The sequence below is a fragment of the Lysinibacillus sp. fls2-241-R2A-57 genome, assembly GCF_030209535.1.
Lineage (GTDB): Bacteria > Bacillota > Bacilli > Bacillales_A > Planococcaceae > Lysinibacillus.
This window is the reverse complement of record NZ_JARVRU010000024.1, coordinates 1-13634: the sequence shown is the minus strand read 5'-3', so window position 1 is coordinate 13634 and position 13634 is coordinate 1. Positions and strand designations below refer to the sequence as shown.

9 protein-coding genes and 1 pseudogene are annotated in these 13634 nt (G+C 37.9%); 6 read left to right on the top strand and 4 right to left on the bottom strand.

Annotated elements, in window-relative coordinates:
* The first annotated feature begins 229 nt into the window (after positions 1-229).
* Complete coding sequence (locus QRN68_RS04830; protein WP_285395586.1) at positions 230-2329, top strand: beta-propeller domain-containing protein; 2100 nt, start codon at positions 230-232, stop codon at positions 2327-2329.
* A 749-nt stretch (positions 2330-3078) separates the two neighbouring features.
* Here the strand turns inward: QRN68_RS04830 and QRN68_RS04825 are convergent.
* Positions 3079-4494 carry a polysaccharide deacetylase family protein gene (locus QRN68_RS04825; protein WP_285395584.1) on the bottom strand — a complete coding sequence of 472 codons (1416 nt, stop codon included), beginning with the start codon at positions 4492-4494 and terminating at the stop codon, positions 3079-3081.
* A 259-nt stretch (positions 4495-4753) separates the two neighbouring features.
* Here QRN68_RS04825 and QRN68_RS04820 point away from each other — a divergent pair, with 259 nt between their 5' ends.
* Together QRN68_RS04820 and QRN68_RS04815 are read left to right on the top strand one after the other, a co-directional pair.
* Entirely contained in the window at positions 4754-5506 is a 753-nt protein-coding gene (locus tag QRN68_RS04820) for a threonine/serine exporter family protein (RefSeq protein WP_285395583.1), read from the top strand.
* 12 nt (positions 5507-5518) lie between these two features.
* Entirely contained in the window at positions 5519-5986 is a 468-nt protein-coding gene (locus QRN68_RS04815; RefSeq protein ID WP_285395581.1) for a threonine/serine exporter family protein, read from the top strand.
* Here the strand turns inward: QRN68_RS04815 and QRN68_RS04810 are convergent.
* Genes QRN68_RS04810 through QRN68_RS04800 form a run of 3 tightly spaced genes read right to left on the bottom strand, consistent with a single transcriptional unit; the run spans position 5974 to position 8371 of the window.
* The gene (locus QRN68_RS04810) at positions 5974-6096 is read right to left on the bottom strand and encodes a hypothetical protein (RefSeq protein ID WP_285395578.1); all 123 of its coding nucleotides are present in this window, start codon (positions 6094-6096) and stop codon (positions 5974-5976) included. The two genes, QRN68_RS04815 and QRN68_RS04810, sit on opposite strands and share 13 nt — an antisense overlap.
* On the bottom strand, positions 6093-6302 hold the full coding sequence (locus tag QRN68_RS04805) for a hypothetical protein (protein WP_285395576.1): 210 nt from the start codon (positions 6300-6302) through the stop codon (positions 6093-6095). The genes QRN68_RS04810 and QRN68_RS04805 overlap by 4 nt, the downstream gene beginning before the upstream one ends.
* A 47-nt stretch (positions 6303-6349) precedes the next feature.
* Positions 6350-8371, bottom strand: coding sequence for a GGDEF domain-containing phosphodiesterase (locus tag QRN68_RS04800; RefSeq protein ID WP_285395574.1), 2022 nt, complete (start codon positions 8369-8371; stop codon positions 6350-6352).
* 186 nt (positions 8372-8557) lie between these two features.
* On the opposite strand from QRN68_RS04800, the pseudogene QRN68_RS27050 reads away from it, so the two are divergent.
* The 3 genes and pseudogenes from QRN68_RS27050 (at position 8558) to QRN68_RS04775 (ending at position 13232) form a co-directional block, all read left to right on the top strand.
* Positions 8558-9485: pseudogene (locus tag QRN68_RS27050) on the top strand (DMT family transporter).
* Between the two features lie 193 nt (positions 9486-9678).
* On the top strand, positions 9679-11400 hold the full coding sequence (locus tag QRN68_RS04780; protein WP_285395568.1) for an ABC transporter ATP-binding protein: 1722 nt from the start codon (positions 9679-9681) through the stop codon (positions 11398-11400).
* A complete protein-coding gene (locus tag QRN68_RS04775; protein ID WP_285395566.1) occupies positions 11400-13232 on the top strand; it encodes an ABC transporter ATP-binding protein in 1833 nt (610 codons plus the stop codon). The genes QRN68_RS04780 and QRN68_RS04775 overlap by 1 nt, the downstream gene beginning before the upstream one ends.
* Positions 13233-13634: the final 402 nt, after the last annotated feature.

Below are 13634 nucleotides of genomic sequence, written 5' to 3'. Positions count from 1 at the left end.
TTTGTTTCGATAAATCTTCAAAGTATTCCTATAAAACGAACGAAAGGAGCTTTAGTGATTCTGTTTTGGTCCACATTTTATAAAGAATACTAGTGTATTTGACCAATAAAATTCATTCTCCCTCGTTTTTCTTTATCTGACATTTCAAAAATTAAATTCAGAATACTGTAACTTTTCTATTCTGTGGTAGTCTAATTAATAAACAACTTTATGAAAGGAAGGAAAAATGATGAAAAATAAGTGGATAGCCATTTTACTCATCGCCGTACTAGCTATTTTACCAGGAACTTTTTCGTTAATAGTGCCCCAAAAAGCGGAGGCACAGGAAGCAAGTACGAGTACGAAAACGCATAGCTGGCAAGCGTCCTTTACAGAGGCATTAAAGGAAAGCGAAATAACGGATGCCAATGTATACGTAACAAATAGCAAAAATAAAAAGGTGTTAGCAACAATAACATTGGGAGACGATAAAAAGACACTTATCGTTAGCGGATTAGCACCTGATAGCTATAAATTACATGTCAATAAAGAAGCATTTGCACGAAGCGGAACTAAAACAGCCTCACAAGTAATACCGTTTACCATCATTGAAAAGCTAGAAGCAGTAAAATCAGAAAAAGAGCTGCAGCAATATTTCGAAGCACTTTTAGCCAACCACCCACAAAAAGAATTGGACTATGAAGCAACCGTAGAAGTGGCAAGCAGCGAAGATAAAGCGAGCACAAACAACGCCTCTACAACAAATAATCAAGTAGAAGGAGTGGAGGAAGGCGATATTGTTGTTGTCAAAGATGGCTTTATTTATGCTGTAAAAGATCAAGGCATTAATGTAGTTGATGCGAAAGATCCAAAAAATTTAAAGTTAGCGACAACAATCAAGCTGAAAGAATCACAATATATTTCAAAGCTAGCATTATATGATCATTTATTAATAGTGATAGGGGATGAATATCTAGAAAAAGTAGGCACAAGCATGTCGACAGCTACTTTGTATGATATTTCAAATCCAAAGAATCCAAAGCTTATACGTGAAGTGGGGCAAGAGGGATATTTACAGGATATTCGAATTACAAATGGCACATTATATTTAATCGGTAATATGTATCCGAATTATTGGATGCTTAGAGAGCAAAAAGCGCCAGATTTAAAACCAAAAACTTTTGATAGTTTAGAAGGTAAAGAGTACAAAAGCTTACCTTTAGAGAAAATTTCTATTTTACCAAATACTATGGATGGAACATATAGCTTAATTACAGCTGTAGATTTAAAAAATGGTGCCAAGGCAACTGTGAATACTAAAGGTTATTTAGGTGGCAGTAGTGGGCTTTATATGTCAGAGAATGCACTTTATTTAACAACACCAATTTATGATAGAAGTCCAGCCGTTCCTGCTACTGGTCGCATTACGGATATGATCTGGATGCCAAGAACTACTGATACACAAGTGTTTAAGTGGGATGTTGGTGGAACTACAATGAATTTTGTAGGTACTACGGAAGTGAAAGGATCCGTGTTAAACCAATACTCAATGGATGAGTATAAGGGCAATTTCCGCATCGTTACAACTGAAGGAAATACGTGGAATGAAAAAGATATATCACGTAATCACCTATTTATTTTAGATGAAAATTTACAACAACTTGGTGCAGTAAAAGATTTAGCTCCTGGTGAAAAAGTGTATTCTGCACGCTTTATGGGTGAAAAAGCATATGTGGTAACATTTAAGCAAGTGGATCCACTGTTTGTTATTGATGTGGCAAATCCGAAAAAGCCAACTGTACTAGGTGAGCTGAAGGTTCCGGGTTTTAGTAACTACTTACACCCATTAGACGATACGCATTTAATCGGCATTGGCTATGATACAGAGCAACGTTATGATGCAAATACGAAGCGTAATTTTACAGTGACAACGAATATGAAGATGTCATTGTTTGATGTTTCAGATTTCAAAAATCCAAAGGAACAATCAACAGTAAAAATCGGTGGTAAGGGCTCGTACTCGGATGTTCAATACAATCCTAAAGCGCTATTCCGCAATAAGGAATACAATTACTTTGGTTTCCCAATTGTCCTTTATGATGCAGGGAAGGGTGATGAAATCGTCTACAAAGGTCAGGGCGCACAAATCTATGAAATCACTACGGATAAAGGAATTGTACTGAAAGGAAATATCATTAATGAAAACACTAGCGAGCCGTATGAAAATTGGGAGCAACTCGTACAGCGTGTAGTCTATATAGATGACACTCTTTACACAGTAGCACGCAATGAAGTGAAGAGCTATCAGTTAAAGGACTTCAAACCTCTAGATACATTAACGATCAAATAAAAAGAAAGTCCAATAAACTCAAGGTGGAGTTTATTGGACTTTTCATGTTGTTGAAAAACTATTATGTCAATGAAATTCAGGTGTCCTATCAAATAAAGTAAGGCTCTTCTGCAAAACGTGGGGGAGATTTTCGTGCTAGCTGGGGGGCGTCCGATGAGCCGCTTCGCCGGAACGAAGATCAACCACTTCGCTTAGTATTTATCTTCTGGCATACCTCTCTCATTTATAATGATAAAGGAAGTGTCAGCAATGAGTGTTTTTTGTGCGAAAGCGAAGTGCTAACGTAGCGGCAGCAACAAGGTTTTGTCTGTGCGAAAGCGTAGTGTTAACGTAGCGGCAGCAACAACCAATGCTTTTATACTGGGACAAAACTGGTCAAAACCTTAAAAAGCGCGAGAAATCAATTTAGAAACGTTGATTTCTCGCGCTTTTTTTGATGTTAGATTTTTAGACGCAAATGGTCAGTGCGCTCAGATAGTGTTTCGAAGGTAGATGTCGATATTTTTCGAAAGTTGGGTGATAAATCGAAAAAGTTGGGTGATAAATAAAAAAAGTTGGTCGATAAATCGAAAAAGTTAGTCGATAAATCGAAAAAGTTAGTCGATAAACAATCAAAAGTTCTCGATAAATTCTCAAAACTGTAGCTCATTAAAGATTTTTGTCGCTGTTATTGCGCTCTGCTCCACTTTTGCGACAGAGAACTTGCGACTGCCGTTGTCTACCGCAGTCGCAAAGTTTTCTTTGGTCAGTTATTTTTGACGATATGGAAGAATTTCTGATACTGTAACGAATTCATAGCCCTGCCCTTGTAAATAAGCCATTACAGCATCAAGTCCGTCAGCAGTTGATTGATGAATATCATGCATTAAGACGATGGCATTATTGTGCAAATTATTTTTAACATTAGGTAGTAACTGTTTAGCATCGCGATGCTTCCAGTCCAACGTATCAATCGTCCATAAGACAACAGGGACAGGAATTTGAGCGTTAATAGCATCATTTGTTGCGCCGTATGGTGGTCTAAATACAGTTGGACTTTGATTAATTGCTTTCTCTATCTCCGCAACTGTTGATGTGTATTGCTTCAGTGCTGACTCTAGTGACAGTTTTGTTAGTATAGGATGGTTCCATGAATGATTACCTATTTCGTGTCCACGTGCAAGAACGTCTTTAGCGATTTCAGGGTAATGTTGCACACGACTACCAAGCATGAAAAAGGTAGCTTTTGCATGATACTTATCGAGAGTATCTAAAATTTGTTCTGTAACCTTTGGATGTGGGCCATCATCAAAAGTTAAGGCAATACGCTTAACATTTGGGTCACCATTATTGATTGGCTTCGTCGGCTTTGCCATCGCAATCTGAAAATCAGAGGCTAACAACGGGTTAATAAGTGAAAGGGGAAGCTTCACAATTGGCGAACCAGCTGCACCGCTAGCAATCTCATACTCCTCAAAATAGAATTGTAACGAATCATCAACAATGGCAAAGCGATTGAAGTTAGACCATTTCGGTTCGGTTGCCTTTGATAGCTCATCCTTGATAAGCTCATCTTTTAACTTGGGGTTTTGTTGTAAGTCATTACGTACATGAGTTGCTAATGTCGATAAGTTGTTTTCATCGTTGTTCAATAATTCTTTAATGGAAATCAGGTCACCAGTTTCATTATTGATGAAGAATGTTTTTGTTGAAACTTCTTGATTGGCTCCACCCGTGTACAGCACTTTTGTTAGGACAAAGGAATAATAGTGCTTTTGATATGGGAAAGTTTCCAGACTAATATTAAGTTCGCCCGTTGCCTTTTTATCTTTATTTTTTTTCATAGATGACAGATAGTTTTCTTTGGAATCTTTTATGTACTGTAAGACAGCATCGTTAAAAGCTTTATTATCTGTTTCTGGATAGTGCAAAGCAAAAGGAGTTCGCTCATCATTAGAAACATCTGTTACAATACGTATACCTGGAAACGCAGAGTTCTCTGTAGAAACTTTACTCGTTATTGGTGGTTCCTCTTTTGAGGCACTTATTTTTTGAAACTTAAAGTCATCCTTTGATAGGAGAATGACTAAAATAATTGTTGTTAATGTAATGATGAGGCCAACTAATAGGAAATCAATCATTGGGCCGCGTCTTTTTCTTTTACTTCTTCTTCTGCGTTCCGGCATTTTGATGGATACGCTCCTTTCCTTATTTATTCTTCTATATAATCAGACGTGTTAGTCATTGAAAAAGTTATATGAATCTACGAACTTTTGTAATCAATTTATAGGGAACCGATCTTCATGAATAAATAACTCAATAACTTACACTTTTCAGCATATGACAGCCAAAGTGTTTTTGTTAAAAGTTAAAACTTTCAGTTGAGTTTTTATGTGCATTTCGATACTATGGGCAAGGAACCTTTTGAAGGAGGCAGATAGCTTAATGGCTTTACATGAAGCGGATAATGAATTTACGATTGACTGCTTATTACTTGCAGGGCGTATTATGATTGAAAGTGGTGCAGAAACATACCGTGTGGAGGATACGATGCTACGCATGGCACATTCTCAAAATATGCTGGATGCGCAATGTTATGCCACACCAACAGGGATCATTTTTTCTTTAGGCAAGACACAGCCAACGAGAATTACATCGATTTCCAACAGAATTACAGATTTACAAAAAATAGCCTTGGTAAATTCAGTATCTCGGAGACTCACATCTCACATGATAACATTAGAAGACGCTTATGACGAGCTAAAGTCGATACAAAAAACAAATTATTTTTTGCCAACATATATTCAAGTCATAGCAGCAGCTCTTTCGAGTGGTTGTTTCCTTATAATGTTTAAGGGGGGGTGGTCTGATTTTCCGGTTGCATTTTTAGCGGGAGGGTTAGGCTTCCTAGTGCTTGTGATGATAAATCATTTAACAAAAGTAAAATTTTTCTCAGAATTTACGGCTTCATTAGTAATAGGATATATTGCTGTCTTAGCAGTGAACTATGGCTATGGTGCGGAATTAGACAAAATTATCATTAGCTCCGTTATGCCGCTCGTACCAGGTATTTTAATTACGAATGCAGTTCGAGATTTAATGGCAGGTCATTTTATGTCAGGGATGGCAAAGGGAGCGGAAGCTTTTTTAACGGCTTTTGCCATTGGTGCAGCTATTGCTGTCACTTTATCGTTTTAGGAGGCAGACGACATGGACTATATCATACAATTGATTGTTAGTTTTTTTGCCACTGCTGGTATCGCAATAATATTTAATGTACCTAGAAAAGCCTTACTTTATTGTGTTTTGGTTGGGGTAATAGGCTGGATGATATATTTCGTCCTAACAGAACATGGAATGGATGTTGTGAATGCCTCATTCTATAGCGCATTTGTAATTGCTATTGTTGCGCATTTATATGCTCGACGCTTTAAAATGCCAATGATTATTTTTATTGTTGGTGGTATCATCCCGTTAGTTCCGGGAGGTATGGCTTACAATGCAATGAGAAATGTTGTAGAAGATGATTATTTACAGGGGCTACAGTATGGATTAAAGGCATTTTTAATTACAGGTGCCATCGTTATGGGGCTTGTATTCGCAGAGGTATTTATACAGCTTATTTTCCGTTCTGTCCGTACTAGTAAAGCGACATTCCAGAAGGTTTATAAGAAATAAGGCTTTACAGCAAATGTAGGGGAGAACATGGCGGATAGAAAGACCGAAGTGACGGATAGAAAGGTCAAAGTGGCGGATAGAAAGGCCAGAGCGAAGGATAGAAAAGTCAAAGTGCCGGATAGAAGCCAGAGCGACGGATAGAAAGACCAGAGCGACGGATAGAACGATCAAAGCGGCGGATAGAAAGACCAGAGCGACGAATAGAAAGGCCAAAGTGGCGGATAGAAGACAGAGCGACGGATAGAAAGGCCAAAGTGGCGGATAGAAAGACCAGAGCGACGGATAGAAAAGCCAAAGCCAAAGATATAATAAACACGAAAAAGGAGGTTACGTTCTTAAACGTAGCCTCCTTCTTTAAATTAACTATTTAACGAGTAGTGCTGCAATTTCCTCAGCAGTAGTTGGTTTACTAATATAGTAACCTTGAATCGCATCACAGCCATAAGAAGTCAAAAGGTCTGCTTGTTCAGCTGTTTCAACACCTTCTGCTACAACTCTAAGTTCCATAGATTTTCCGAGTTGTACCATACCGTTTATTAGCTTTTGTGTTTTTTCAGATTTTAATAAAGAACTTGTAAATGCTTTATCGATTTTCAATGTTTCTATTGGTAAAATCTGCATATATCTAAATGAGCCATATCCGGTACCGAAATCATCTAGTACAAAGGCGATACCTTCATTTTCAAGCTTACGCATTTGCTGCGTGATAAAGGTAGCAACTTCTGCTTCTAGGGCAAATTTCTCAGTAATTTCAATTTGAATAAGATTTGCTGGACAGCCTGTTTTCTCTAACATTTCAAGTATTGAATTTGCCATGTTTTTATCACGGAATTCGCGTACAGAAGAGTTAATGGATACTTTTAAGTCAAGACCGGCTTTTTTCCAGATTAGAGCCTGTTCACAAGCTTTTTCTAACATAAAGGAACCGATATTATTAATGAGACCCGTTTCCTCAGCAATTGGTATTAGCTCATCAGGTGAGACAACGCCTATTACTTCATCTTCCCAACGGACTAATGCTTCTACAGCTGTGATGTTACCTGAAGAAACATCAAATTGTGGCTGATAAAGGACTTTTAGATTTTTTTGGTCAAGTGCCTGAAGTAAACGTTTTTCAATTAAAGCTTTCCGATTTAATGCCTTATGTGTTGCTTTTGATAGCGCGACGACTCTATCGCCACCTGCTTCGCGAACAGTTGTAATCGTAGCAATGGATGCCTTCATTAATTGGGAGAATGTAGTTTGATCCTCAGGGTAACGTGTAATTCCTCCACTAATAGAAATAGGGACAGCAACGTTACTATTATAAATTGGATGCTGTTGTAAGTAAGACAGGAAGCCCTGAATAAACCATTCACTTAAAGGTGTGATTACAACAAAATCATTTTCGTTAATGCGTGCCATTGTGCTATCTTGGAAATACATTTTTATACGATTTGTAAATTCCACGATAAGACCTTGATCGATTTGATGATCATGCAACTCTTTAAGCGTATAAAATTTATCGATACTTAAATAGACGAAAGAAAAGTTTCTTTCTTCCTCAATCATGCTGGAAATCACTTTTTCGAGTCGATGTGCATTCATGAGACCTGTTTCTGTATCGATATAAGCGATTTTTTCAAGCTGATGTTGTATCGTCTTTGACTTCGTGATATCTTTTTCAATTAAAATAAATTGTTGCTCATTTACTTCGAGATTAAATGTTGGGATAGCTGTTAGAAGTACCCAATAAGACTGGCCTGTTTTTGTGACTTTTTCGACTTCACCTTGCCACGTGTGCCCATTGTTTAAATTACGCCAAATAGTATTTGTGATTTTTTCACTCACTTCATCATCAGGGAATAACTGCCAAAACGTTTTGCCGATAACGCGCTTAGGTGTCCATTGACTCGTTTTTAGAAATTCAGCATTACATTCTAAAATAAATCCATCCTGATCAAGTGTTACTGTCATAAACGTCGAGTCTAAGCCTTGTTTTAAGTCTACTAAAGTACTGCTATTTGAGACAGAATTAATCATTATTTCTGGTAACATAAACATCATAAGAATGAAACGCTCTCCTTGTTCAGTAAATGGTTTAGCTAGCAGCGTTGTCGTAATTTCTTCATTTGTATATGTGTTCATATGAATTTGATTTATATGCGTACTGTCATCATTTTGTAAAATTGTTTGAAACGTCTCTAATGAAAGCTGGCGTAGTAAATTTTCATGAATGAATGAAGCAGTACGTTCTTTAGTATCAGTAGCTGAAAAACCAAATAGCTGTTCAGCAAGTTTTCCCAAAATAATAACTTGTCCATCTTGATTCATGACAATGGCAGGAAAAGGAAGTGAATTTAAATAATGTTCATCAATCGTAAATGATTTGTGCATATGACTCATGATTATTCGATCTCCTTGCGTAATCTATATATACTAATATTATAGTTAATTATCGGGAATTAGTCATTATGAATATATTTGTAAATATTTGATAATGAAAAAAACTAGGACTTTTTCAGTGAAACCCAAGAAAATAATTGGAGAAAAATAACATTTTTTAGTATGTATATAGGAAGTAAGAATTGTATAAAACGGTTAAAAGGAATAGTATATATCGGCTCTAGTTCGATGTTATGGGAGCAACTGGATCTTTAATGAAGTGGTTACTCAATCATACACCATTGACAGTTTCCTTTATGTTAACAATTCTTTTATCGGTTGCAGGACTTACATATTTATCTTCATTCAGCAGGGGTTTGGATACCCACATTGATCGTTAACTGGAAAAGATATTTTCAATATTGGGCGTACAGTTTGCTTTCGTGGCAGCGATCAACGAAAGTAATGCTGTATTAGCTACCTTTTTACATTTTCTAGCACCGATATTTATTGTTGCTTTTGTCATTCTTATTTTAAAGAAATTGCCCCCTAAATATCAAGTGATAGGGATTATTGGTATGCTTTTAGGTCTTTTTCTCCTACTAACGAACGCTTCATTCGATGTTTTCTTAGTTAGTGATAAAGTCTTATTGTAGGATTAGCCATGGGTCTAACATTTGCCTTCTACATATTGTATCCTGCACGTCTGATGAAAGAATGGAGTGTACTACTTGTTGTCGGGTGGGGAATGCTTATAGGTGGTGTAATGCTAGAAATATTAGTTGTGTTTGGCAGTCATATTTGTGATTTGTTTTAAGGTTACATGCTAAATGATTGCTTTAGCTTCTTTTAGCGGGTGTCTAAACATCCATTGAAAGAAGTTAAAGCCTCCGAATGCAATTATGCCGAAGTAAAATTGATTATTCTTCGGAAATGTGGCTTTCATACTGTTTTTAAGTAGCTTGAAATATATTACAGCAGTTGAGATTAGTATTCTTTCTAGTATTGAACCACTAGCTGCTATGGTTATTTCAGTAATCGTGTTTGAAGCATCATTAGGTTTTGGCAATTAGTTGGTGTGTTCGTTATGCTTGTTTGTGTAACATGGCTTTCGGTAGCGGGAGAAAAAGCATAAATATACTATCAGCGTAGGAGCTTACGACTATCTTTGAATTATAGAGAACATCTTCATTCAAATGAAGATAATGCCTCCGAACGTATTGTTTGTCGGTAGCGACAGCAACAAATGTTTTCTGTGCGAAAGCGAAGCGACAGCTAAAATTACGCCAAGACGAAATTGATTTTTTACTAGGACAAGGGGGAATAGTGTGAAACAAATTTTTTCCTATATAAAGCCTTATAAATGGACTGCATTTATTGCGTTAGGTTTGATGTTGTTGGAATTGTTTGTCGAGCTTGCTCAGCCACTTATAATGGCTAAAATCATAGATGATGGAGTGCGAGCTCAAAACCAAGGGATGATTTTGCAATGGGGTGCTGTTTTACTTGCCTTATCCTTCGTAGCCTTTATAGCTGGTGTTGTGAATTCATATTTTTCATCGCATACAGCACAAAGCTTTTCCTATGATTTACGAAATGCACTGTTTGAAAAAATACAATCCTTTACTTTAACTACGTATCAAAAATTCTCAACGGCTTCCCTTATTACAAGGTTAACGAATGATGTGACACAAGTACAGACGGTGTTATTTATGAGTTTGCGTATCATGCTTCGGGCACCACTTGCCGTAGTTGGTAGCATTGTGATGGCTTTTGTTGTGAATGCAAAGCTAGCGTTGTTTTTAGTTATTGGTGCACCAATTATCTTCATTTTTCTTGTTTTTATGGTGGTAAAAGGTGTGTCTTATTTTGGACTTGTGCAGAAGAGAATAGACCGCTTAAATCGAGTTTTACAGGAAAATTTACAGGCAATTCGATTGGTGAAGGCTTATTTACGTGGTGCTTATGAAGCGTCGCGTTTCGATGAGGTCGCCTCACGTTTGAAAATAGATACAGTAAAGGCTCTTCGTACAATGGAGTACATTATGCCAGTACTGTTATTCATCATGAATATGAGCTTACTTGCAGTGCTGTGGTTTGGGACAAAGCAAATAGCTTCCGGTACAACACCACTTGGAGATGTTGTGGCTATTGTCAATTATGCAATGCGCATGACAGGATCGTTTTCGATGTTTGCCTTTATTATTATTTTTTATGCGCGTGCAAAAGCCTCAGCAGAGCGTATGGCAGAGGTCCTTTCGACTGAGAATGAGATTGAGCTACCGTCATCCTCAGAGAAAACATCTAATGACTTGAATTTTGGCGAACTAGCTTTCGAGCATGTTAGTTTTACTTATCCTGGGGGAGACTTGCCTGTACTATCCGATGTCAGCTTCCGAGTGAAATCTGGTGAAAAGTTAGCCATTATGGGGGCAACAGGTGCAGGGAAATCAACGTTGCTACAGCTTATTCCACGCTTCTACGATGTCACAGAAGGCAAAATAGTAGTAGAGGGGAAAGATGTACAGCAATGGGATTTACAAGAACTGCGCGAAATCATCGGCTATGTTCCACAACAGTCTCTATTATTTACGGGAAGCATTGCTGATAATGTTCGTTGGGGCGATACAGAGGCTGAAATGGATGCAGTGCTACAGGCGACAATGCAAGCGCAAATCCATGCTTCTGTGGAGGATTTCCCGAACGGATACGAGACAAGGGTCGGTCAGAAGGGTGTCAATCTTTCTGGTGGTCAAAAACAAAGATTATCTATTGCTAGAGCGTTATTAAGAAAAGGGCATATATTAATGCTCGATGATAGTACAAGTGCGCTTGATGTGAAAACGGAGCAGGCATTATGGGAGGCATTGAGTGAAGAACAAGCAACAATGCTAGTAGTCACTCAAAAAATTCGTACAGCAAAAGGTGCGGATCGAATCTTACTCATTGATGCAGGAAAAGTGGTCGCATATGGGACACATGAAGAGCTATTGCAAACTTCAGTGCTCTATGAAAAAATCGCAATTTCCCAACAGGAGGTGGAGGAATAATGGGATTTTTCCAAAAACCTTTTGGCTATGAACCGATTTTGACGCAAGATGATGTGAAGCAGGCTGTTAAGAAAAAGAAGGGACCTCGTGCGACAGATTGGAAAAGTACACTGTTGCGTTTATGGAAAATTGTTGATGAACAACGTGTACTATTAATCGTTGTGCTGTTACTTGTCACGGTGAGCTCCATATTAGCTCTCCTTGGGCCATATTTAATCGGTAAAATGATTGACATGTATGTGATGCACGGAAAGCTTACAGGTCTAGGTAACGGAATTATGCTGTTAGTTGGCATTTATGCGCTATTAGCAGTAGCATTATTTTTACAAAACTATTGGATGATCGGTATTGCTCAGCAAACCATTTATAGATTGCGAACGAGTGTATTTGCACATTTCCAAAGACTACCGATAACTTTTTTCGATCGTCGTCAGCACGGAGAATTAATGAGTCGAATGACGAACGATATTGAAGCAGTTAGCTCAACATTAAATAGTTCCTTTATCCAAGTGTTTTCTAGTGTATTAACGCTTACAGGAACAGTGATCATCATGTTAAGCTTAAGTCCTTTACTAACAGTATTAACGATGACAATTATACCGATTATGTTTTGGGCAATGCGTTGGGTCACACGGAGAACAGCACCATTATTTAAAGAGCAGCAAGCGGCAATAGGGGCTCTTAATGGCATGATTGAAGAAACGATTTCGGGCCAGCGAATTGTGAAGGCTTTCTCACAAGAGGAACGAATGAAAGAGGAGTTTCGCGAAAAAAGTTTACGATTAAAAAGAACTGGCTTTTGGGCACAGACATACTCGGGATATATTCCAAAGGTCATGAACTTTTTAAACAATATGAGCTTTACAATTGTTGCTGGTATTGGAGGCGTACTTGCTCTTTATGGTCATGTGTCGATCGGAGTCATTGTTATTTTCACAGAATACGCAAGGCAATTTACACGACCATTAAATGATTTGGCCAATCAATTTAATACAGTACTGTCAGCAATTGCTGGTGCTGAGCGTGTATTTGCGTTACTGGATGAACAGGCTGAAGAGGAGGCTGCTTCAGTACAGAAGCATAAACTATTAGGACAAGTAAGCTTTCAACATGTGCACTTTAAATATGAGCAAGAAGAGGAAGCTTACACTTTAAAGGACGTTAATTTTAATGTAGAGCCTGGACAGACGGTAGCTCTAGTTGGAGCAACTGGAGCGGGGAAAACAACGATCTTACAGCTGATTGCAAGATTTTATGAGGTAACAAAGGGTGAGGTTTTATTTGATGGCGTGAACGTTCAGCAAATAGAACGACAAGCATTGCGCTCGCAAATGGCCTTTGTGTTACAGGATCCGTTTTTATTTGAAGCATCTGTACGTGAAAATATTCGTTATGGTCGATTAGATGCTAGTGATGAAGAAATAGAAGAAGCGGCAAAGCGTGCAAATGCACATGACTTTATTATGAAGCTAAAGGATGGCTATGACACAATACTTGCAGCAGATGGTCGAGAAATCTCGCAAGGTCAAAAGCAGTTACTGTCCATTGCACGAGCGTTGATTGCTGACCCGAAAATTTTGTTGTTGGATGAGGCGACAAGTAGCATTGATACTGTGACGGAGCTGGCGATTCAAGAGGCTCTAGAGATGTTAATGCAGGGACGCACAAGCTTTGTTATTGCTCACCGCTTAAATACAGTGCACAATGCCGATATTGTGCTTGTTATGCACAAAGGTGAGTTAGTCGAAGCGGGCCCACAACAAGAGTTAATTGAATCAGGTGGCATTTATGCACAGATGCTACAATCTTCATCCCATCATCTTGATGAGTAGGGATACTTTGAAGATTTATCGAAATAAAATGGCGTTTTATCGAAACTATTTGAACGTTTATCGAGACTTTATCTCGTTTTATCGAAACTATTTGAGCATTTATCGAAAAACACTCTTGAACTACCTTTTCGTAGCAGTTCACACACAGTGAGCTGCTTTTTTGGCAATTTGAGCGTTTATCGGAACAACTTAATTTTCTACCCAAAAAACGATTCAATCAGTTTTCTTCTAAGCTCAAATATATTTCCGAATTTTCATATAATTTACCATTAAAATGGTATAATTGAGAATAAAAGTCTCATCATCAAAAGTTGTGGATGACATCTGTTAAAACGTATGCCATATAGGTTGATTGGAGTGGAGGCTGGGCGACTCCTTGGGGATCAGCGTCACAGATGAGAC